The 20,541-nt window shown below is 44.1% G+C and carries 17 protein-coding genes; 13 read left to right on the forward strand and 4 right to left on the reverse strand.

Translation table 11 applies throughout. From position 1 onward, the window contains the following. Window positions 1–39 precede the first annotated feature (39 nt). On the forward strand, window positions 40–1,413 hold the full coding sequence (gene dacB, locus QEP06_RS00625; protein ID WP_285268628.1) for a D-alanyl-D-alanine carboxypeptidase/D-alanyl-D-alanine endopeptidase: 1,374 nt from the start codon (window positions 40–42) through the stop codon (window positions 1,411–1,413). Between the two features lie 9 nt (window positions 1,414–1,422). Continuing rightward, complete coding sequence (locus tag QEP06_RS00630) at window positions 1,423–2,589, forward strand: sensor histidine kinase (RefSeq protein WP_251833583.1); 1,167 nt, start codon at window positions 1,423–1,425, stop codon at window positions 2,587–2,589. 7 nt (window positions 2,590–2,596) lie between these two features. On the opposite strand, the gene QEP06_RS00635 is transcribed toward QEP06_RS00630, so the two are convergent. Next, on the reverse strand, window positions 2,597–4,213 hold the full coding sequence (locus tag QEP06_RS00635) for a M1 family metallopeptidase (RefSeq protein ID WP_285268629.1): 1,617 nt from the start codon (window positions 4,211–4,213) through the stop codon (window positions 2,597–2,599). Window positions 4,214–4,322: 109 nt separating this feature from the next. Between QEP06_RS00635 and QEP06_RS00640 the strand changes: the two genes are divergently transcribed. Genes QEP06_RS00640 through QEP06_RS00655 form a run of 4 tightly spaced genes read left to right on the forward strand, consistent with a single transcriptional unit; the run spans window position 4,323 to window position 7,171 of the window. Next, entirely contained in the window at window positions 4,323–5,348 is a 1,026-nt protein-coding gene (locus tag QEP06_RS00640) for a glutaminyl-peptide cyclotransferase (RefSeq protein WP_285268630.1), read from the forward strand. Window positions 5,349–5,364: 16 nt separating this feature from the next. Beyond that, window positions 5,365–6,129 carry a hypothetical protein gene (locus tag QEP06_RS00645; protein WP_285268631.1) on the forward strand — a complete coding sequence of 255 codons (765 nt, stop codon included), beginning with the start codon at window positions 5,365–5,367 and terminating at the stop codon, window positions 6,127–6,129. A 58-nt stretch (window positions 6,130–6,187) separates the two neighbouring features. Then, a complete protein-coding gene (locus QEP06_RS00650) occupies window positions 6,188–6,802 on the forward strand; it encodes a deoxynucleoside kinase (RefSeq protein WP_251833579.1) in 615 nt (204 codons plus the stop codon). A 24-nt stretch (window positions 6,803–6,826) separates the two neighbouring features. After that, entirely contained in the window at window positions 6,827–7,171 is a 345-nt protein-coding gene (locus QEP06_RS00655) for an arsenate reductase family protein (RefSeq protein ID WP_285268632.1), read from the forward strand. An 18-nt stretch (window positions 7,172–7,189) separates the two neighbouring features. Here the strand turns inward: QEP06_RS00655 and QEP06_RS00660 are convergent, their stop codons facing one another. The 3 genes from QEP06_RS00660 to QEP06_RS00670 all read right to left on the reverse strand — a co-directional run bounded on the left by QEP06_RS00660 (window position 7,190) and on the right by QEP06_RS00670 (window position 9,167). Next, window positions 7,190–8,083, reverse strand: coding sequence for a TIGR01777 family oxidoreductase (locus QEP06_RS00660; protein ID WP_285268633.1), 894 nt, complete (start codon window positions 8,081–8,083; stop codon window positions 7,190–7,192). Window positions 8,084–8,105: 22 nt separating this feature from the next. Then, window positions 8,106–8,414 (reverse strand): DUF493 domain-containing protein, encoded by a 309-nt coding sequence (locus QEP06_RS00665; RefSeq protein WP_251833576.1) that lies wholly within the window; start codon window positions 8,412–8,414, stop codon window positions 8,106–8,108. A gap of 69 nt (window positions 8,415–8,483) precedes the next feature. After that, window positions 8,484–9,167: a DUF4197 family protein gene (locus QEP06_RS00670; RefSeq protein WP_251833575.1), complete on the reverse strand. Its 684-nt coding sequence runs from the start codon at window positions 9,165–9,167 to the stop codon at window positions 8,484–8,486. A gap of 174 nt (window positions 9,168–9,341) precedes the next feature. Here QEP06_RS00670 and QEP06_RS00675 point away from each other — a divergent pair, with 174 nt between their 5' ends. The 7 genes from QEP06_RS00675 to bglX all read left to right on the forward strand — a co-directional run bounded on the left by QEP06_RS00675 (window position 9,342) and on the right by bglX (window position 20,517). After that, a complete protein-coding gene (locus QEP06_RS00675) occupies window positions 9,342–12,164 on the forward strand; it encodes a SusC/RagA family TonB-linked outer membrane protein (protein WP_285268634.1) in 2,823 nt (940 codons plus the stop codon). Between the two features lie 10 nt (window positions 12,165–12,174). After that, on the forward strand, window positions 12,175–13,653 hold the full coding sequence (locus tag QEP06_RS00680; protein ID WP_285268635.1) for a RagB/SusD family nutrient uptake outer membrane protein: 1,479 nt from the start codon (window positions 12,175–12,177) through the stop codon (window positions 13,651–13,653). A gap of 9 nt (window positions 13,654–13,662) precedes the next feature. Further along, window positions 13,663–14,505, forward strand: a complete 843-nt coding sequence (locus QEP06_RS00685; protein WP_285268636.1) for a LamG domain-containing protein — start codon at window positions 13,663–13,665, stop codon at window positions 14,503–14,505. Next, window positions 14,506–15,894 carry a glucoamylase family protein gene (locus QEP06_RS00690; RefSeq protein ID WP_285268637.1) on the forward strand — a complete coding sequence of 463 codons (1,389 nt, stop codon included), beginning with the start codon at window positions 14,506–14,508 and terminating at the stop codon, window positions 15,892–15,894. 23 nt (window positions 15,895–15,917) lie between these two features. Further along, a complete protein-coding gene (locus QEP06_RS00695; RefSeq protein WP_285268638.1) occupies window positions 15,918–17,285 on the forward strand; it encodes a glucoamylase family protein in 1,368 nt (455 codons plus the stop codon). A gap of 185 nt (window positions 17,286–17,470) precedes the next feature. Beyond that, window positions 17,471–18,178: a carboxylesterase family protein gene (locus tag QEP06_RS00700; protein WP_285268639.1), complete on the forward strand. Its 708-nt coding sequence runs from the start codon at window positions 17,471–17,473 to the stop codon at window positions 18,176–18,178. Between the two features lie 11 nt (window positions 18,179–18,189). Next, entirely contained in the window at window positions 18,190–20,517 is a 2,328-nt protein-coding gene (gene bglX, locus QEP06_RS00705; protein WP_285268640.1) for a beta-glucosidase BglX, read from the forward strand. The last annotated feature ends 24 nt before the right edge of the window (window positions 20,518–20,541 follow it).

Genomic DNA, 20,541 nt, shown 5'->3' on the forward strand with positions numbered 1-20,541 from the left:
TAATTATTAATATATTTGAACAGAAAATGTTTCAAAAATATGCACAAACTACTTGCAATAGCTCTTTTAAGCTGCAGTTTTACATTCGGACAAGGGACCGCACAAAAATTACAGCAGGCAACAGCAGATCTTATGGCGAGTTCGCCGGCGTACTCTGCAAACCTTTCATTTTTTGTAAGTGATGAATCAGGTAATTTGGTGTACGAATATCAGGGTAATAAAGGGCTTTCCTCAGCTTCCACACAAAAGATTTTCACTGCGGCGGCGGCGCTCGAAACTTTAGGTTCAGATTATCAATACACGACTACGGTTTTACATACAGGCGCAATAAACGGAAACACGCTGGACGGAACTCTGATCATCAGTTCAAATGGCGATCCCACGTTGGGAAGCTGGCGCTATGACGGCTATAAACCGCAAAACTTCAAGGCCAAATTGCTCGCAGCACTAAAAGAAAATGGTATCCAAAAGATCACAGGTGATCTCTATATAGACGATTCATATTTTGATTTTCAAACGGTGCCTGGCGGCTGGCCGTGGAATGATATCGGCAACTATTATGGAGCCGGCGTGTGGGGAGTAAACTGGCGCGAAAACCAGTTTGATCTGGATATGACCGGTAAACAAATGAATGGTGTAAATGTGGAACTGCCCGGTGTAAAATGGATTAATGACCTGAAAACAGGCGGCTCGTCTGACCAAAGTCTCATTTATACAGCACCGTTTTCAGAAGCAGCGCACATCAACGGAGTACTGCCTGCAAGACGTATTACAGTTTCGGGTTCGATGCCTAATCCGCCATTAACATTAGGAACAGAAATCGCAGCGTGGTTTAAAGATTCGGGTGTTACGTTCACTGGAAATATTCAGTCGGCGTCGATGCAGCGACTCAATGGAGAAACATCGCAGCCAACGCAGGGTAGTAAGAAGATTTTGGAATATAAATCGCCCACACTCGACAAGATTATCTATTGGTTTATGCGTAAAAGTGTGAATTTATACGGCGAAAATTTAATAAAGACACTTGGCAGGGAAAAAAAGAATGAAGGAAGTTTTGATGCGGGAATAACTTTTCTCAAAGACTTCTGGAAAGCCAAAGGTATCAACACTTCGATGATCAATTTTGCCGACGGCAGCGGACTTTCTCCTCAAAACTATGTGTCGGCCAGAGCCGAAGTGCAGGCGTTGCTATGGAGCAAAAAGCAGCCCTGGTTCAATGATTTTTTCGAAGGTTTTCCCACACAGGGCAACGGGATGAAGATGAAAAGCGGCACCATGAAAAACACCAAGTCTTTTGCGGGTTATTATACTTCCAAAGACGGCAAAAACTATGTTTTCGCAATCATCATCAATAATTATCAGGGTGCGAACAGCAGCGATGCGTTGTATAAAGTGCTGAATATTTTAAAGTAGAAAACCAGCATGAAACGCAGAAGCTTCCTTTCAAAAATTAATAATTGGGTCATCTATATCCTTTTAACGCTCGCTGTGACAGGTGTCGTCGTGGCCTCCGTAATCCTTATCGATTACCTGCGCAAAGAGGAGATAAAGCGGATCGAACTGTTCGCCACTGCGATGAAATACCAACAGGAAGAGATTATCGAAGATCCGATGACGCTGGACCTGTTGCTGCAGATCAGCAAGACAAACAATACGATACCCGTGATCGTTACCGATAAGAACAAGAAACCCATCGGTCCCGATTTCCAAAAGAATATTCCTCAAAATGTACTGGAAAGCCCGCAGAAAATGCAGCAGCTGCTGAGTAAAATGGAGAAATCTTACAGACCGATCGAGCTGCAGATGCCGGACGGGAACAACCAGTATGTTTTCTACATGAACTCCAACCTTCTCAATAATCTCCGTTACTCGCCGTATATCCTTGGACTTTTGATAATTGCGTATATTTCCTTCTCCTTTTGGTTTCTGCGCACCATCAAGAAAACCGACGAAGGCTATGTTTGGGCAGGATTGGCGAAGGAAACCGCTCACCAGATCGGTACGCCTCTCTCCTCGATGATCGGTTGGATCGAGATTCTGCGGATGGAAAATGAAGAAAGCGAAGGAGTGCGCGAAATTGAAAACGACATCAACCGTCTGAAGACCATTTCCGAAAGGTTTTCAAAAATCGGTTCGGTGCCGGAACTCAACGATCTCAATATCAATGAAACGCTGCAGCAAAATTTCGACTATTTAAAATCGAGGATTTCTACTAAAGTGCGGTTTATGCTGATTCTTCCGCCGCACGAAGTTCTGATTCCGCATAACCGAATCTTGCTGAGCTGGGTTATCGAGAACCTCGTAAAAAATGCCGTAGATGCAATGAAAGGCGAGGGAAGGCTGGAGATCGAACTCTACGAAAAGAGCAAATCTATTGTCATCGATTTCAAAGACAGCGGTTCCGGAATGACAAACTTCCAGGCCAGCAATGCGTTTAAAGCCGGATATTCTACGAAAAAGCGCGGCTGGGGCTTAGGTCTTTCTTTGGCCAAAAGGGTAATAAAGGAATACCACCGCGGCGATATAAAAATAGTGCATACCGAAATCGGGAAGGGAACAACGTTCCGGATTTCCATTAGAAACGTGTAAATCCGCTCTAAGGCTTTACGTCTAAATATTCCACATAATAATTTCGGTTCCACTGCACGGTTTCGGCGCTTTTAAGCTGAACAGTCTGCCATTGATCTGTAGGTATTATGGTTTGGCTTTCACTGATTCTAATTGGGAGTTTTAAGCCTTTTACTGTATTTACATATCTAAATTTCAGCGTTTTACCGTTTTGAGAATATTCCAGTGCCGGAATTTTTGTGGTACGCAGATACTGATCAAAAACGGTGGAAAAATCGATGCCGGATTTTGTTGTGATATAATCCTCAACCTGCTTCGTAGTGACCGTCTGCAGACCAAAATCTCTGTTCAGGCCCCGAAGTATATGTCGGAATTTTTCATCATCACTAATCACCTGGCGAATCATATGCAGCATATTTGCGCCTTTGTAATACATATCACCGCTGCCTTCATTCCGCACACCGTATTTTCCGATGATTGGGATGTCATTTTCTATGTTGCCCCGAATTCCCTGCACGTAAATTTCACCTGAAGCTTTGTCCATATATTTTTCGGTAAAGAGCGTTTCGGAATAACTGGTGAAACCTTCGTGAACCCACATATCCGCCTGGTCTCTCGCGGTGATGTTGTTCGCGAACCATTCGTGTCCTGTTTCGTGGATGATGATGAAATCCCAGTTCAAACCTACGCCCGTTCCGGAGAGGTCACGCCCGAGATAGCCATTTTCGTACCGGTTGCCGTACGCCACATTGCTCTGATGCTCCATACCGAGGTAAGGCGTTTCAACCAATTTGTAAGAATCTTCGTAAAACGGATAAGGACCAAACCAATATTCAAAGGCCTGCATCATCGGTTTTACCTGCTGAAACTGCTTTTTTGCCTTGTCTAAATTATAATCAAGCACCCAATAATCAAGGTCGAGCTGACCTTTCTCTCCGTTGTAAGTTTCTTTAAAATTGACATATTTACCAATGCTCGGCACGATACTGTACGCATTGATGGGGTTCTTAACCTCCCACACAAAGATGTTTTTGTTTTTTTCGGTGGTTTGTGAAATCAGCCTTCCGTTTCCGACGCCTGTTAAATCTCTTGGCGTTATGATTTTCATTAAGATTCCGTTATCCGGCTCGTCACTCCAGATATCTTTTACCGGCAACCAAACCGAAGTGCCAATCCCTTCCTGAGCCACACTGACGAATGGGTTTCCGCTTTCGTCTTTTTTGAAGACCCAACCGCCGTCCCAAGGTGCATTTTTCGCCACAACAGGGTTTCCGGAAAATTCAAAAGTAAATGAATGCACTTCGCCTTTTTTGTAAGATTTATTGGTTTCTACAAATATAAAATCGCCTTCACGTCTTGAAGTACAGAGTTTGGTGCTGGAATCTACAATCTTATAAGTCATAGGCTGCTGCAGGTCGATTTGAAAAACAGGATTTACAACATCTTTTGTGATTTCGAAAATTATCCTGTTCTGGCCCGCAACGCTTTGGCTTGCAAAATCTGCTTCTACAGAAAGTTCATATTTTTTCACATCCCAGAAATCGCGGAATCTGGTGTTTGAACCTTTTAAAGTATCCTGCCGCGTGAAGTTTTGGGCTAATGACATCGCAGAAATAAAAATTAGTGGTAAGAAAGGTTTTTTCATTTTTTTGGCTGTAGAAAAGCAAAGATAAATAATTCGGCAATGTGCTTCAGCTAATCTTACATAGCTTCGGAAGTAATAAAATTTAAGTATTTTTGAAAAAAATATTTCAATGAATAATCGCTTTTTGCTGCTGATGCTGGCATTTTTGTTTTTCACCGCATGTAATAAGGATAAGGAAATCCTAAACACGCTGAACGATTATAACCTGTCTATGGAAAGCAAAGGTTACCATTTCGGTGACGCGCTGAATTTGCCCGCAGAAGTGACCGAAAACGCGGAAAGTATCTCAATAAGTTTTGGCGACAAAGAAACTTCCAAACTTTTCGTGGACCCGAATTTTTTCACGCTCGGCGACAACGCGGTGACATTCAATATCAAAAAGAAGAACGGTGAGATCATCACGCAGGATGCTACCATCAACGTTTTTGCTAAAAATCCCGAAGTTCAGCTTAGCTACGAGATAATAAAAGAGTATCCGCATGATCCGGCCAATTTTGTGCAGGGATTTTTGCTTGAAGGAAACACGATCTATGAGTCGGACGGCCAAAAAGGTTCGTCCAGAATTATTAAATACAGCCTTGGCAGTACCACGCCGATTGTCTCTACACCGCAACCTGCGGAAATTTTCTCTGAAGGCGCGGCTATCGTGGGTGACAAGATTTACCAGTTGACGTGGATGCACAAAAAAGGCTTCATTTATAACAAAAGTGACCTGAGCCTTATCGGTGAATTTGCCTATCCGAATGTGGTTGGCGAGGGTTGGGGACTTACGTACGACGGTAAAAACCTGATACTTTCAGACGGTACGAAGAATATCTATTTCCTGCAGCCGAACAATCCTTCAGTAATTGACAGATTTATTTCTGTAGCGGGACATACCGAAGCTTACGACAGGCTGAACGAACTTGAATTCCACAAGGGTTTCATCTACGCAAATGTTTGGCAGAAACCGATCATTTTAAAAATCAATCCCGCGAACGGGGAAGTGGTGGGTAAATTTGATTTTACGGAAATCGCGAAAAAACATACCACCAATGAAGACGATGTCTTGAACGGAATCGCTTTCAAGGGCGAAAATATGCTTGTGACGGGAAAAAATTGGGATAAGATCTACGAAGTAGTCATTAAAAACTAATACACGCAGAGCGAAAATGAAAACCTTTTATTTCATATTGCTTTCGCTCTTTTCGCAAGTTTCGGCGCAAGAGATTTTTAACGAAAAACCTTTCGCGTTTGAAAATATTTCGGATTTATTTGCAGACGATTACGGCAATATTTATATCTACAAAAAGGCTGATTTCAGCTTTACGAAGTACAGCCCGGCCGGAAATCAGCTCGGAAAGCTGATGTTTACGCTGCCGTTCAAAATCCAGTCTGTACAGAATCCGCTCAGCATTCCCGCGTTTTCGGAAAATGCGCAGGAACTTCGCTTTTATGACCAAAATCTCAATCTTGTTCAGACGGTGGAGTTTACGCCGAGATTCGGTTTCGTGAAAATGGCGTACGCCGAAGATCTGCAACAGATTTGGTTGCTGGATGAAAGCTCGAAAAATTTGATTCTGTATAATTTTCGCGACGATTATGTGATTGCTTCGTTTCCTTTCAAGGCAGATTTTGATTTGATTTTGGATCTCTTGGTTTACGAAGATGTCGCTTATATATTACATCGTAACGCATTAAGTATCTTTAAATTTAAATCAGGGGAAATACAGGAAATCCCGGTAAGTAATCCGCGCAGACTGTTGCGTGAAAACTCGCAGATATCATTAGTGACGAAAAACAGTATTTTAGGTTTGGAGAATAATTCTTTCAAAGTGGTTTTTGAGAGTGACACTGCAGATTTTGTGGATAAAAACAGCAACGCTTTCTTTGAAATCAAGGATAACAAACTTTATCTTTACCCGATTAAAAAATAAGCTTGCCACAGCCAAAAAAACTGTGCCGCAGCCCTCTTCAACCATCTAAAATTTTTTTATGCACATCGCGGTTACAGGAAACATTGGCGCCGGAAAAACTACGCTAACTACCATGCTTGCAAAACATTACGGCTGGCATGCACAATTCGAGGATGTAGATCACAATCCTTATCTCGAAGATTTTTACGCCGATATGAGCAAATGGAGCTTTGCGCTGCAGATCTATTTTTTAGGAAGCCGTTTCCGCCAGGTGAAAGAAATTCGCGACAGCGGAAAAAACATCGTTCAAGACAGAACGATCTATGAAGATGCGCATATCTTCGCGGAAAATCTCAATGATATGGAACTCCTTACAGACCGCGATTTCAACAACTATTCGGCTATCTTTGATCTAATGAAAAGTTTTGTATCGGCACCGGATCTCTTGATTTATTTAAAGTCTGATGTTCCGAATCTTGTAAAGAAAATCTATAAACGCGGACGTGACTATGAAGCGTCGATCTCGATAGAATATTTGGCAAAACTTAACCAAAAGTACGAGAAATGGATATCCGGTTACAAAGAGGGGAAACTTCTGGTCATCGAAGTTGATGATCTGGATTTTGTTGAAAGACCGGAAGATTTTGGCTATATCCTCGAAAAGATAGAAACAGAGCTGCACGGCCTTTTTTAAATTTAATATTAAATCTTACTTCCAATGATCAAAGTGCTTCACAACAATTCATGCTCGAAATCCCGCGCGATCCTTGAGCATCTTGATGAAAATAATGTGGCTTTTGAAATTATTGACATCATACAAAACCCGCTGAGCGAAACAGAACTTAAAACTGTTCTGAAAAAAATGAATGCCGATGTGCATGCAATTATCCGCAAGAACGATCCTTTATTCCATGAAAAGTTTGAAGGGCAGGAACTTTCTGAAGAGGAATGGATTAAAATTTTAGTTGAAAATCCGTCACTGATCCAAAGACCCATTCTCATCAAAGGACCTGTGGCGATGCTCGGTCGCCCTATTGAAAATGTACGTTTGTTTATTGAATAACGGTTAGAATCTTGATTCTCAGACCAAATCTTTGAAAGCTTTTTCTAACGTAGAAAATTTAAAATCAAATCCCAGCGATTTGATTTTTTTGTTGCTTACCCTTGAACCTTCCAGAATGATCGAACTCATTTCGCCCAGCGCAAATTTCAGCGTCCATGACGGAACATTAAATGGTAAAAATGGTTTTTTTGCCGCGCCGGCCAGGCTTTTCGTAAAATCTTTGGCTCGAACAGTATCATCAGCAACCGCATTGAAGTTGCCGGAAACCACCTTGTTTTCAACTGCGAAAACGTACAGATTCACCAAATCTTCCAGATGGATCCAGTTCATCCACTGCTGTCCGGAACCCGTGGCAGCGCCGGCATAATAATCAACACTTTTTTTTAATAGTTGGAATGCGCCAGCGTTTTTAGCCAAAACCATCGCAGTTCTAACACACACAACGCGGTCTGAAATATCTGCAAACTCGTATGCAGCGGCTTCCCAGTCTTCACAGAGCTTTGCAAGAAAGTCTTTTTTGATGACGCCGTCATCTTCCGTTAAAATGCGGTCTGAAGTAAAAGTGCCGTAGTAGTTGACACCGGATGCTGAGATAAAAGATGTAAGACGGACGTTCAGGCGCTCGCAGTATTTTTTAAGTAGCGCGGCTGTGGAAATCCGACTTTCATACAGCTCTTTTCGATATTTTGCAGTCCAAGGTTTGCTGATGCTGGCGCCGGCGAGATGTATTATTGAATCTAGATTTTCAAACGCCCCGTCATCGATGTGATTTTCTGCGGGATTCCACTGAAATACATCGGGCTTACTGCTTTCCTGGCGTGATAAGATGCGCACATTATGATTCCGGCCACGAAGCACATTCGTGAGCGATTGGCCAATCAGTCCGCTTCCGCCGGTGATTAAAATGTTCATCTGGAGGGTTTACTGAAATTATTTAAAGCATCATTACACCCGGAATTTGCCCAACTTCCTTGTATATCCGGATCACCTGATCGGCATCGAGCACAAATGCGCTGATGCTTATGGCGCTGTATTTTCCGTTTTTGCTTTCACGGGTATTGAGCGTGAATTTTATCCCGTCGAAAATTCTGTAAATCTCGGTATGCCGCGAATCTTCGTTGGTAAGTATAAATTTGAACAGATAGTCTTCGGGGAAATTGTGCGTGGCCTCCAGCTTTTCTTTCAGTGAAGCATAAAAATCGTCGGGATTGATGTTCTCATGTGGTTCCGAAATATTAATCATGACATCTTCTTTTAAGTTTAAAAAAAATTCCGGACCAGCCGGAATGTAAATTTATGAAATATTTGATGACTATTTTACTGAGGTAAGCGAATTGAGAATCGCAGTTTGGTTTTGCTTCTCGTGGTTTTCAATAATATTAAACAACCCATTCACCATTTGCTGCGAAGCAAAACGGCTCAGGCCTCCAGTCACAGAACTTGTAGAATTCTGGTTTCCAAAAAGACCGCCTAAGAGATTCGTTCCGGAAAGTGCTGAATTTAATGAACTTACCAAGCCAAACTCATTAAGCTTAGCATCTACTTTTGGCGCAATGGCTGCCATCAACTGTTCAGATGTACGTTCCCTCAAGATTTGCGTTGCTGCGCCGCTGCCACCCTGGATGATTCTTGCGGCATCATCGGCAGTAAGACTGTTCACGGCATTCACCAAAATAGGTTTTGAAGTTTCCACGGTAAAAGCTGCGGCTCTTGCGATATATTCTTTCTCCTTTTGAACAAGGCTGTTAAGCCCCAATTTTTGCAGGGTACTGTTGAGGTCTTTAAGTTGCTGGGGAAGCGCAGCATCAATGAGCTGATTCGCCAAAAAACTGTCTTTATCACTGAAGATATTGAGGCCTTTTGTGATTCCGCCCAATAATATCTGTTTCAAAACTGCTAATCCTACACTTGAAGTGGCAAGTGCCAGGCAAGATTGTGTAGTAGTGCCTAGTGTGGCAACGGCCATGGTGGCAACTAAAATCGTATTTCTGTTCATTACTTTAAAATTTAATGATAATTGAGCTGATTTTCAAATATTAAGCCAAATGGAGTTTGTGTCTCTGCGGAACAAATTGAAATTAATATTTTTTTAACGTTTAAAAATAATTTTTAACTTTGAGTGAACATAAGGCGAAAGCGCTTCTAAAGAGAAAAATAAATTAATAATTATATGAAACACAACATCTTAAAGTTTCCTTGCATGATCGCTGTTTTTTATTTCGGCATGAATGTAAGCGCGCAGGAAACACCGCGGGACTCCAGCAGTCGGGAACAAAAAATTGAGGAAGTAGTGGTGATCGGGTACGGTACCGCCAAAAAGCGGGATCTCACCGGATCCATCGTGAAAGTGTCTGGTGCGGAGATCAATGATAAGCCGGCTTCGAACCCGGTAAACTCATTACAGGGGAAAGTAGCTGGTCTTTCGGTTGTAAACTCCGGTCAGCCGGGATCGCAGGCCGATGTTCGGATCCGCGGTACGGTGACCATCAACCAAACGCAGCCTGTATACATTGTAGATGGTGTTTTCGCTAATAATATCGATTTCCTGAACCCAGCAGATATTGAATCGATGGAAATCCTCAAAGATCCGTCATCACTCGCCATTTTCGGTAACAGAGGCGCGAACGGAGCGATCATCGTGACGACCAAAAGAGGTCGTTCGGGCAGAACCAGTGTCACACTTACGTCATCGCTTGGTGTGAAATCATTGGACAACCGGCCCGATTTGGCTGATGGAGACCTTTTCCGTACACTTTTCAATGAAGATTTAGCATACCAGGGTTTACAGCCTTACGATTTTTCGCTCTTTAACGGGAATACGAATTGGATCGATGAAATAGCGCAAAAGGGTGGGATCATTAACCAGCATAACGTGACAATCTCTAATGGAAGCGAAAAGAACCGTGTAAGTTTCTCATTCGGTTATCATGATGAGGATGGTTCCATCAAATATGAAAAATACCAGCGTCTCACATTCAAATTTAATGATGACCTGAAAATATCTGACCGTTTGCGTGCGGGAATTGGCCTGAACGGTTCTTACTCAAAATTACCGCAGCTAAGAAGTTTCGGCAGCGCACTGAATGCCACTCCGGTAGTGACGCCGCGAAATATGACGGCAGGTGAGTTCTATGGCTATTACAACTCTTTGCCACAGCAGATTGGTGGGCCGCAAATCGGCAACCCATTAGCGGCAATAGAAGCGACGCAGTATACGCAGCTCAACCGCGACATCCAGTTTAACCCAAATGCATATCTGGAGTTTGATTTCCTGAGAAATTTTACGTTCCGCTCTAATTATTTTGTGAACTACCGAAGTAATTATGGACGTGGTTACAGCCCGATCTTCGATATTTATATTCCGGAAACGAATACAATTGCACCTTACTCAGGACAACTTCTTACAAGTGTAAATCAGTTTGAAAGACGCAATCTTGTTTTCCAACAAAGTCAGTTATTAACTTACAAAAATGAGTTTGGAAAACATGATTTGACGGCATTGCTGGGTTTCGAAACTACGGATGACAATCTCACAGGGATGAATGGTTCCGTTCGCAGTAGCCTTTCCGGGCCGCTTGGACAAATCCCAAATGACCCGCGTTTTTGGTATTTAGGAACAGATTATGGAGACACCAACACGCGCTCGGTGAATAGTGAGCAATCAAGACTCCGAACCGCATCTTACCTCGGCCGCGTGCTGTACAATTATGACAGCAAATATCTGCTAAACGCATCGCTGCGCTATGACGGGTCATCTGCACTCGCAGCGGGCAAGAAATTCGATTGGTTCTGGTCTGTAGGTGCTGGTTGGGAGGTTTCGCGTGAAGAATTCCTTAGAGAAAATCCGGTCATTAATTATTTAAAATTAAAAGGATCTTATGGCGATTTAGGAAACCAATATGTACCCTACAACTACTTTGCATATCCGCCATATGTGCCAGGGGCTACCGGAGTTTTCGGTGACAGTGTTTATCCGGCACTGAGTTTCGCGTGGCGTCCGGGTCTGGGAATAGGCTGGGAGCACGTGAAGTCCTACGAATTTGGCTTCGAGTCTCAACTATTTGACAGAAAACTGTCATTTGATGCAACCTATTACAACAAAGAAACGTACGATCTACTCAACCTTGTAGAAGGTAATCCTGATTTTTTCCTGAATTCAGGCGCAATACAGGCAAAAGGTTTTGAATTTACCGCAGGCTGGAAAGATAATGTTACAGATGATTTCACCTGGTACGCCAATGCGAACCTTACTACGACCAAAACAAAGGTTTTGGAAACTCGGGGCGAAGGATATATCGGATACTATGGCCCGGCAATCTATCAGGTGGGGACACCGATCGGTGCTTTTTATGGCTATGATGTAGAAGGCATTTTCCAGTCCTATGCTGAGATCTTAGGATCGCCAGCATCAACCATAGGCGATGTAGCTCCGGGCGATTTTAAATACCGTGATGTAAACGGTGATGGTAAGATTACACCTGATGACAGAACAGTGATTGGCGACCCAACACCGGATTTCACTTACGGCTTCACGCTGGGTGCAGACTACAAGGGCTTTTTTGTTGACGCAGATTTCTACGGCGTTTATGGAAATGAGGTTTTCAGAACCTGGGGCAATGGAAGTTCATTTGCACCGTTCAATTATAGAGCAGAACGCGCTGACCGGTGGACAGGACCGGGAACTTCAAACTGGGAGCCGCGCAGCTATACCGCATCTGGATATAACCGTGAAAACTCCTCGTATATGATTGAAGATGGAAGCTTTTTCAGAATCCGTAACGTACAGCTCGGGTATAACTTTAATAAAAACCTTATTGCAGGTTTAAGTTTGGAAGCACTGAAAGTGTACGTCAACGTACAAAACCTAAAAACTTGGGACAATGTAAACGGTTTTACCCCTGAAGCCGGCGGTAGCGCAACTTCATTTGGGATCAACGGTGCAGGGTATCCTAACCCGCGAATTGCCACATTTGGTATAAATGCAACTTTTTAAAATAAAAACAATGAAAATAATATCTTTTAAAAACCTGCTCTTTCTTGGAGCGTTATCTGCCGCAAGCTTCTCGTTCCAGAGTTGCACGGAAGACTGGCTTGATCTGAGACCTGAAGGCCGTCCTACCGGCGATGAGGTGCCTATTGGTGGTTTGGAAGCTAGCGCATTTGGTCTTTATGCGAGTTTGAGAACCAACAGTGGCCTCAGCGATTTTTCCTATTTGTGGACACACAGCATACGTGCAGATGATAATGAGAAGGGAAGTACAGCGTCTGATGCGTCTACCGACGGCAATGTCTTTAATAATTTTGCATACGTAGCCACGAACGGACACATTGCAAACGCCTGGAACGGACCTTACAGACTTATTTATGATGCGAATGACCTCATAACAAAAGGTGAAGCCCTCACAGATGCCACCACCGGTACATTGGTGAATATTGCAGAAGCCAAAGCCATCCGTGCTTATGCCTTTTTCCAGCTTAGACGTGATTTCGGCGAAGTTCCTGTAAATCTTAAACTGATCACTTCTCCTGAAGACGAGATCGCACCGAAAAATACAATTGCGCAGGTAGAAGCCCAAATAATCAGCGACCTGATGGCTGCCCGCGAACTTTTACCTGTTCAGTGGCCTGCTGCGTACCGTGGCCGCGCCACAAAAGGAATGGCGAATGCACTTTTGGCCAAGACCTATTTGCTTCAGAACAATTATCCGAAAGCACTTGAGCATTCAATGGAAGTTATCAATTCTGGTGCATACACGCTGAATCCTTCCTACGATGCCGAGTTTACAAAAGCCGGGAATAATTCTACAGAGTCAATCTTTGAAGTGCAGAAAAATTATAGCAACCCTACCAAATATTCCAACAACTATTACGAAAGCCAAGGCGTTCGCGGTTCCGGAGTTTGGGATCTTGGCTGGGGCTTCAACGTACCCTCTGAAGGTTTGGTAGCGGCTTACGAACCGGGTGACAAACGCAAAAAAACAACCATTTTGGTATCCGGTGGACCTGATATCTATGATACCCCAAATCTTGTGCTTCCTGCTTCCCCGCCATTGGCGCAGCAATACTGGAACGGAAAAGCGTATACTTTGCCGGCCGAAAGAACACAGTTTGCGGAGAACAAAAACCATTGGGAAAATATCAAGCTGATCAGATACGCTGATGTATTGCTGATGGCTGCAGAAGCTGCAAACGAAATGGGACAGATAGCCACGGCTACTACTTATGTCAACATGATCCGCAGCAGAGCCGGTCTGCCTGCTACTACGGCACTTAACCAGGGAACAATGAGGGATGCAATCAAGCATGAAAGAAGGATTGAATTTGCGATGGAATCTGAAAGGTTCTATGACCTGGTGCGATGGGGTGATGCTACCACCGTCCTGGCAGGTTTAGGCTACGCTCCGCGTAATATGTATTTCCCGATTCCTCAAAGTGCCATAGACAAGAGTCAGGGAATCCTTGTTCAAAATCCTAATTATTAATTTAAAGTCATGAAAAATAAAATTATCAATATAATCGGAGCCTGCGCGATGGCACTTTTTGTCTTTTCGTGTCAGGATCTGGATCGTCCTGAACTCGGAAATTATCCGAAGGACGCCGCTCTACCTGGCGGTCCGCTAAAATTTTATGTTGCTTTTGATGGTACTTCGAGCAACCCGCTGATGAATGCCGTAGACAGCATAAAAGCCAAATTTCCGTCTGACAATCCGCTGACCTCTATTGACGGTATATCTGCGAAAGGTGTGCAGGGCGAAAAGTATAAATACATCAAGTACACCAGCGCAAACGATTTCGCACAGACTGCCGGAAGTTTCACCGTATCAGTTTGGATGCAGAAAAATCAGCAGCGAACAGACCATATCTTCAGTATGCCCGCTGCATCCGACTATCATTGGTCCGGAGGTTCTATGTTTTTATTGACAGAAGGTCCGGTTTCAGGTCCGGTGGTAAAATTTTTCGTCAAGGATAAAACCGGCGAAAAATGGTTCGAATGGGTGGGCGCCAATGCTGTGAACGGACTCTATAACGGACAGTGGCATCATCTGGCTTTTGTGTATGATGGCTCAACATCTGTAATGACACTTTATGTGGATGGACAGCCTCATTCGTTTAAATCTGAATGGGCAAACCACGGAAACATCGTTCTTGAACCTTCCAAAATTACCGCACTGAAGATTGGCGCAGGACCACAAGAATTCACCGCGACGGAAATCGCAAATAATGGCGATGACTGGCTCAAGAATTCTTTCGTCGGTGGTATAGATCAGTTTAGAATGTATTCTTCTGCGCTTACCGCCACCGAGGTTCAGACTTTATTCACCAAGAAAAAGTAAATGAAATTTAACCGTATATTAAGTTTTTCTTTAGCAACTGCCATACTTTTCAGTTATGGCAGTTGTTCTAATGAGCGTACGCCATCTGCGCCCGAACCACCCATTGATCCACCAAAACCTGCTACATACACCGATGTTCAGATTATCGACATGGTTCAAAAAGAAACCCTTAAATATTTCTGGGATTTCGCTGAGCCGAATTCAAAGCTTGCACGCGAACGCTATCATACCGACAATCCGGGTATGGATGCGGGCGTCATCAGCACGGGCGGGTCGGGTTTTGGTTTAATGAATATATTGGTGGGAATAAAAAATGGACATATCCCGCGTAACGAAGCTGTCTCGCGTCTCACCACAGCACTGACCTTCCTGGAAAATGCGGACCGGTTTCATGGCGCCTGGCCACATTGGCTCAATGGAAGTAACGGCCAGGTAATCCCATTCAGTACCATGGATAATGGCGGAGATCTTGTCGAAACAGCATTTCTGGTACAGGGATTAATATGTGTCCGTGAATATTTTAAAACATCAGCAGACAGCGCCGAACTCGCTTTAGCTCAAAAGGCTGACAATCTTTGGAAAGGAGTAGAGTGGAACTGGTACACCAAAGGTGAAAATGTCCTCTATTGGCACTGGTCTCCAGACTATAGCTGGCAGATGAACCACAGATTGCAGGGCTTTGACGAGACACTGATCACTTATATTCTGGCTGCTGCATCACCCGATTTTTCCATTTCAAAAGAAGTCTACACACAGGGTTGGGCAAGAGGCGGTGCAATAAAAAGTGCCGGTTCCCAATACGGAATCCCGCTCATTGTAAATCATAATGGCGCTGGCCAGACCGTGGGCCCGATGTTCTTCTCGCATTACAGTTTCATCGGTCTTGATCCGCGCGGTCTGACGGATGAATTTGTAAATTATGGCGCAGCAACTGCCAACCATGCAAAGATCATGCATCAGTATGCCGTCGCAAATCCCAAAAACTGGAACGGATATTCCGCTAAAAATTGGGGGCTCACCGCAAGCTATTCGCGGAATGCAGATGGTACCACTGGCTATGCTGCTCATCAGCCGGGTAATGATTTGGGAGTGATTTCGCCTACTGCCGCCATTTCCAGTTTTCCGTACACACCCACAGAAAGTATGGATTATCTCCGTTTCCTGTATAATGAAAATCCAAAATACATCGGTATCGCGGGACCTTACGATGCCTATTCGGTTCATCATAACTGGCTCACGCCACGATATCTCGCTATTGATCAGGGACCCATGTCACCCATGATTGAGAATGCAAGGACCTCATTCCTCTGGAATTTATTTATGAATGCTCCCGACGTTAGGCAGGGATTAGTGAAGCTTGGCTTTCATTCCACCCAACACGGTTTTTAACTTAAATAAATAAAAAATTAAAAATGTTTAAATTTTTCACTGGTATCGCTTTGTCTTCTGCTGTTTTGCTGTCGTGCGGCAGTGCTGCAACGGCTGATACCGCTTCGGTTACGCAAAAGCTTACAGATGAACAGCTAATGGATAAAGTTCAGCGTGAAACACTGAAGTTTTTCTGGGATTTTGCGGAACCTAATTCCCTAATGGGGCGCGAACGCTATCACGAAGATTTTTATCCGAGAAATGACGCGAATGTTGTGACAACAGGTGGCTCAGGCTTCGGATTGATGACAATCATTGTCGGCGTAGAACGCGGTTTCATTGCGAGAAAAGAAGCGGTGAAAAGACTTACGCACATCGCCGATTTCCTTGCAAAGGCTGACCGCCACCACGGTGCCTGGCCACATTGGCTTGATGGTGAAACCGGGAAAACGGTGTCATTTGGCAAAAAAGACAATGGTGGCGACATTGTGGAAACCGCTTTTTTAGTGGAAGGCATCATCACCGTCCGGGAATATTTTAAAAATGGCAACGCCGAAGAAAAAGCGTTAGCCAAAAAAATGGACGAACTTTGGAAAGGAGTGGAGTGGAACTGGTACACAAAAGGCGGCGAAAAAGTGCTTTATTGGCATTGGTCGCCGGTCAACGGTTGGGAAATGAACCACAAACTTCAGGGTTACGATGAAACGCTGGTAACGTATATTCTGGCCGCTTCGTCGCCTACGTATCCAATCGATGCCGAAACCTTCTATCAGGGCTGGACGCGCAACGGAACATACGCCACAGACCGCGAGAAGTATGGTTTGCCGCTTTACGTGAAGCACAATGGTGCCGAAGAATACGGCGGGCCACTCTTCTGGTCGCAATATTCATATCTTGGGTTGGATCCTACGGGCCTTTCGGACCGTTTGGTGAAAAACTACTTCGATCTGAACCGTAATCACGCGCTCATTCAGTACAATTACAGCCTTGAAAATCCTAAGAATTTCAAGGGTTACGGTAGCAATTATTGGGGCTTCACGGCGAGTTATACAAGAAATCCTGATGGTACGGTAGGTTATCGTGCGCACAATCCGAAAGAAGATAATGGCGTCATCACGCCTACCGCTGCACTGAGCAGTTTCCCGTACACACCCAAAGAATCGATGAACGTATTGCGCTTTTTATATGAAGAAAAACCCCATTTCATCGGGTCTGCGGGGCCTTATGATGCCACTTCGGTGCATTTTGACGACTGGTTTACGCCGCGTTATCTGGCCATCGATCAGGGTACTATTGCGCCGATGATCGAGAATTACCGCACGGGTCTGATCTGGAAACTATTTATGAACGCACCGGAAATTAAAGCCGGACTGAAGAAATTGGATTTCAAATCGACTAAGTACGGGTTTTAGAAGCTTTGGTTCGGTTCGAAAGGTTTTTTTTGGAGCTATTTCCCGCTTTCCGTTGCAATCTTTTTATTTTTCCTTCCGGAAAAAATAAAAAGGATTTCCACTGCAATCGGGGCTAGGGGACATCTTTTAATAAGAAGTTTAAGCCTGGAATCGATTAAATATTAATGTTAAAATATCTGAATTACATGAAAAAATTTAAAATATTATTCCCGCTGAGTTTGCTGCTGATTTTTGGCAATCTACATTCGCAGGAAATCAAAAGTTCGCTGAATAAGGAAATAAGTAAAACCAAACAGATATCGTACATTTTAGATTATCCCGCCAACGCTAAAGGCAAAGTGCCGCTCATGGTTTTCCTGCATGGCTCTGGAGAAAGGGGAAACGACCTTGAAAAAGTGAAAGTGAACGGTCCGTTTCAGTATAAAAATCTGATTCCTGAGCCCGTCGCTATCCTTGCGCCACAGTGCCAGGCCGGCGAGTGGTGGGACACGGAAGCGATCTTCTATCTGATCAAAGAAATCCAGCAGAAATACAGGATAGATGACTCGAAAATCATCCTTACCGGCCTTTCGATGGGCGGTTGGGGAACTTTGAAATTAGCCATGGAGCATCCGGAAGTCTTTTCGGCCGTGGTGCCTGTCTGTCCGCCGGTTGACCGACTGATGAAGGTTCGCGCGGCGCAGTATTCAGAATTGCCCATGAAAATCTATCACGGTGCCAATGACGATATTGTTTCACCGATGAATTCAATCGAAATTTATCAGGAAATAAGGAAAACCAATAAGAATGTGGAACTTATTCTATTCCCGGATGATAATCACAACTCCTGGGATTCTACCTATTCGGATCCTAAACTTTATGAGTGGATGCTCGCTCAAAGCAAGAAAAAGTAAATTGTTATATTATGAAAAAATTAGTTTTAGTAGCGGCGCTGGCACTCTCGCACGTGGTCTCGGCGCAGGAAACCGTCTCGAAACCGGTACAGTCTTACCAAACGCAGCAATATAAAACCAAAAAGGAGGCTTTCGTCAATTCGCTTTTAGCCAAAATGACGCTGGATGAAAAGATTGGACAGCTCAATTTACCGAGTGCCGGCGACTTCACCACAGGTCAGGCCCAAAATTCCAACATCGGCAAGAAGATAGAAGAAGGTTCGGTAGGCGGACTTTTTAATATCAAAGGTGCTGAGAAGATACGGGCGGTACAGAAAGTGGCGGTAGAGAAAAGCCGTCTGAAAATACCTTTGATTTTCGGTATGGACGTGATCCACGGCTATGAAACCACGTTCCCGATTCCACTGGGTCTTGCCGCCTCCTGGGACATGAACCTGATTCAGCAGACGGCGCGTGTTGCAGCTAGTGAAGCTACATCGGACGGTATTTCGTGGACATTCTCTCCCATGACTGACATTTCACGTGAACCACGATGGGGTCGTATTTCGGAAGGTTCAGGTGAAGATCCTTACCTCGGAAGTGAGATTGCGAAAGCGATGGTTTACGGTTATCAGGGCAAAGATTTATCGCTTAAAAATACCATCCTGGCATGTGTAAAACACTTCGCACTCTACGGAGCCGGTGAAGCCGGAATGGACTACAATACCGTTGACATGAGCCATGTGCGCATGTTCAATGAATATTTTCCACCTTACAAAGCTGCGGTAGATGCAGGTGTAGGAACAGTGATGGCTTCCTTCAACGAAGTAGATGGCATACCGGCGACCGGCAACCGCTGGCTGCAGACTGAGGTTCTGAGAAATCAATGGGGCTTCAAGGGTTTCGTGGTAAGCGATTACACCGGTATCAATGAGATGATCGATCACGGAATGGGAGACCTGCAACAAGTTTCGGCATTGGCACTGAAGGCAGGTATCGATATGGATATGGTAGGTGAAGGTTTCCTGACGACTTTAAAGAAATCATTGCAGGAAGGTAAAGTCACACAGGCTGAAATCGATCTTGCTGCAAAAAGAGTTCTGGAAGCGAAATACGATTTAGGTCTTTTCGATGATCCATACCGATATGGTGATCCTAAAGCTGCCGAAAAGGAAGTCTATAGCCTCAAAAACCGCGAAATCGCGCGTAGTGCGGCCGCACAGTCGGTGGTTTTAATGAAGAATGAAAACAATGTTTTACCATTGAAACCCGGTGGAACTGTTGCAGTAATCGGACCGTTGGTTAATAATGCACTGAATATGGCCGGAACCTGGAGCGTGGGTGCAAAGCATTCAAATTCAGTGTCTTTAATGAAAGGTCTGCAGGAAAACTTTGGAAAGAATACTAAGTTTATCTCCGCAAAAGGTGCGAATATCGATTACAGTGAAAAATTGGAGAACATCTACGCCGCACACGGCAAACTGACGGACCGCGATAACCGCCCAGCAGATGTAATCTTAAAAGAAGCGGTGGAAGTTGCGAAAAAATCGGATGTTATCGTTCTGGCCATTGGGGAATCTGCCGAAATGAGCGGTGAATCGTCATCAAGAACTGAAATTGATATTCCAAAATCTCAGGTTGATCTGTTGATGGAACTAAAGAAAACGGGCAAACCAATTGTAATGGTGCTGTTTACTGGCCGTCCACTCGCGCTTACCAATGTAAAAGAGGTTCCAGATGCCATATTAAATGTTTGGTTTCCGGGAACTGAGGCCGGGCATGCGATCACAGACGTTCTTTACGGCAAAGTGAACCCTTCCGGAAAATTACCGGTAACCTTTCCACGTAGTTTAGGCCAGGTTCCGATTTATTATAATCATAAAAATACGGGCCGTCCGCTGAACAGTGAGAAAGTGGATAAATGTGAATATGAGCGTTTCCGCGCCAATTATATGGATGAATGCAACACACCGCTGTATCCGTTCGGCTACGGACTCAGTTATACAACATTCAGCTATTCGGATATGAAGGTCTCAAACACCAATCCGAAAGGAGACACCTCTGTCACCGCAAGTGTAAACCTGCGCAATACCGGAAACTATGACGGTTCCGAAGTAGTGCAGCTATACATTCGTGACTTGGTGGGAAGCAACACCAGACCGGTGAAGGAGCTTAAAGGTTTCGAAAAAGCATTCCTGAAAAAAGGCGAAAGCAAAACGGTGACATTCACCATCACGCCGGAGGACTTGAAGTTCTACAATCACGAACTGAAGTTCGATTGGGAACCCGGGGAATTTGAGATCATGATCGGAACCAACTCTGCCGATGTGAGCAAAACCAAAATAAACTGGAGTAAATAGATGCTTTTAATAAAACCACTTTCT

The sequence above is a fragment of the Kaistella rhinocerotis genome (genome assembly GCF_030243905.1).
Classification (GTDB): domain Bacteria; phylum Bacteroidota; class Bacteroidia; order Flavobacteriales; family Weeksellaceae; genus Kaistella; species Kaistella rhinocerotis.

What these genes read in the sequence shown, in the direction of transcription:
- dacB (WP_285268628.1), top strand. Translation starts at nt 40, where the DNA reads ATGCACAAACTACTTGCAATAGCTCTTTTAAGCTGCAGTTTTACATTC.
- QEP06_RS00630 (WP_251833583.1), top strand. Translation starts at nt 1,423, where the DNA reads ATGAAACGCAGAAGCTTCCTTTCAAAAATTAATAATTGGGTCATCTAT.
- QEP06_RS00635 (WP_285268629.1), bottom strand. Translation starts at nt 4,213, where the DNA reads ATGAAAAAACCTTTCTTACCACTAATTTTTATTTCTGCGATGTCATTA.
- QEP06_RS00640 (WP_285268630.1), top strand. Translation starts at nt 4,323, where the DNA reads ATGAATAATCGCTTTTTGCTGCTGATGCTGGCATTTTTGTTTTTCACC.
- QEP06_RS00645 (WP_285268631.1), top strand. Translation starts at nt 5,365, where the DNA reads ATGAAAACCTTTTATTTCATATTGCTTTCGCTCTTTTCGCAAGTTTCG.
- QEP06_RS00650 (WP_251833579.1), top strand. Translation starts at nt 6,188, where the DNA reads ATGCACATCGCGGTTACAGGAAACATTGGCGCCGGAAAAACTACGCTA.
- QEP06_RS00655 (WP_285268632.1), top strand. Translation starts at nt 6,827, where the DNA reads ATGATCAAAGTGCTTCACAACAATTCATGCTCGAAATCCCGCGCGATC.
- QEP06_RS00660 (WP_285268633.1), bottom strand. Translation starts at nt 8,083, where the DNA reads ATGAACATTTTAATCACCGGCGGAAGCGGACTGATTGGCCAATCGCTC.
- QEP06_RS00665 (WP_251833576.1), bottom strand. Translation starts at nt 8,414, where the DNA reads ATGATTAATATTTCGGAACCACATGAGAACATCAATCCCGACGATTTT.
- QEP06_RS00670 (WP_251833575.1), bottom strand. Translation starts at nt 9,167, where the DNA reads ATGAACAGAAATACGATTTTAGTTGCCACCATGGCCGTTGCCACACTA.
- QEP06_RS00675 (WP_285268634.1), top strand. Translation starts at nt 9,342, where the DNA reads ATGAAACACAACATCTTAAAGTTTCCTTGCATGATCGCTGTTTTTTAT.
- QEP06_RS00680 (WP_285268635.1), top strand. Translation starts at nt 12,175, where the DNA reads ATGAAAATAATATCTTTTAAAAACCTGCTCTTTCTTGGAGCGTTATCT.
- QEP06_RS00685 (WP_285268636.1), top strand. Translation starts at nt 13,663, where the DNA reads ATGAAAAATAAAATTATCAATATAATCGGAGCCTGCGCGATGGCACTT.
- QEP06_RS00690 (WP_285268637.1), top strand. Translation starts at nt 14,506, where the DNA reads ATGAAATTTAACCGTATATTAAGTTTTTCTTTAGCAACTGCCATACTT.
- QEP06_RS00695 (WP_285268638.1), top strand. Translation starts at nt 15,918, where the DNA reads ATGTTTAAATTTTTCACTGGTATCGCTTTGTCTTCTGCTGTTTTGCTG.
- QEP06_RS00700 (WP_285268639.1), top strand. Translation starts at nt 17,471, where the DNA reads ATGAAAAAATTTAAAATATTATTCCCGCTGAGTTTGCTGCTGATTTTT.
- bglX (WP_285268640.1), top strand. Translation starts at nt 18,190, where the DNA reads ATGAAAAAATTAGTTTTAGTAGCGGCGCTGGCACTCTCGCACGTGGTC.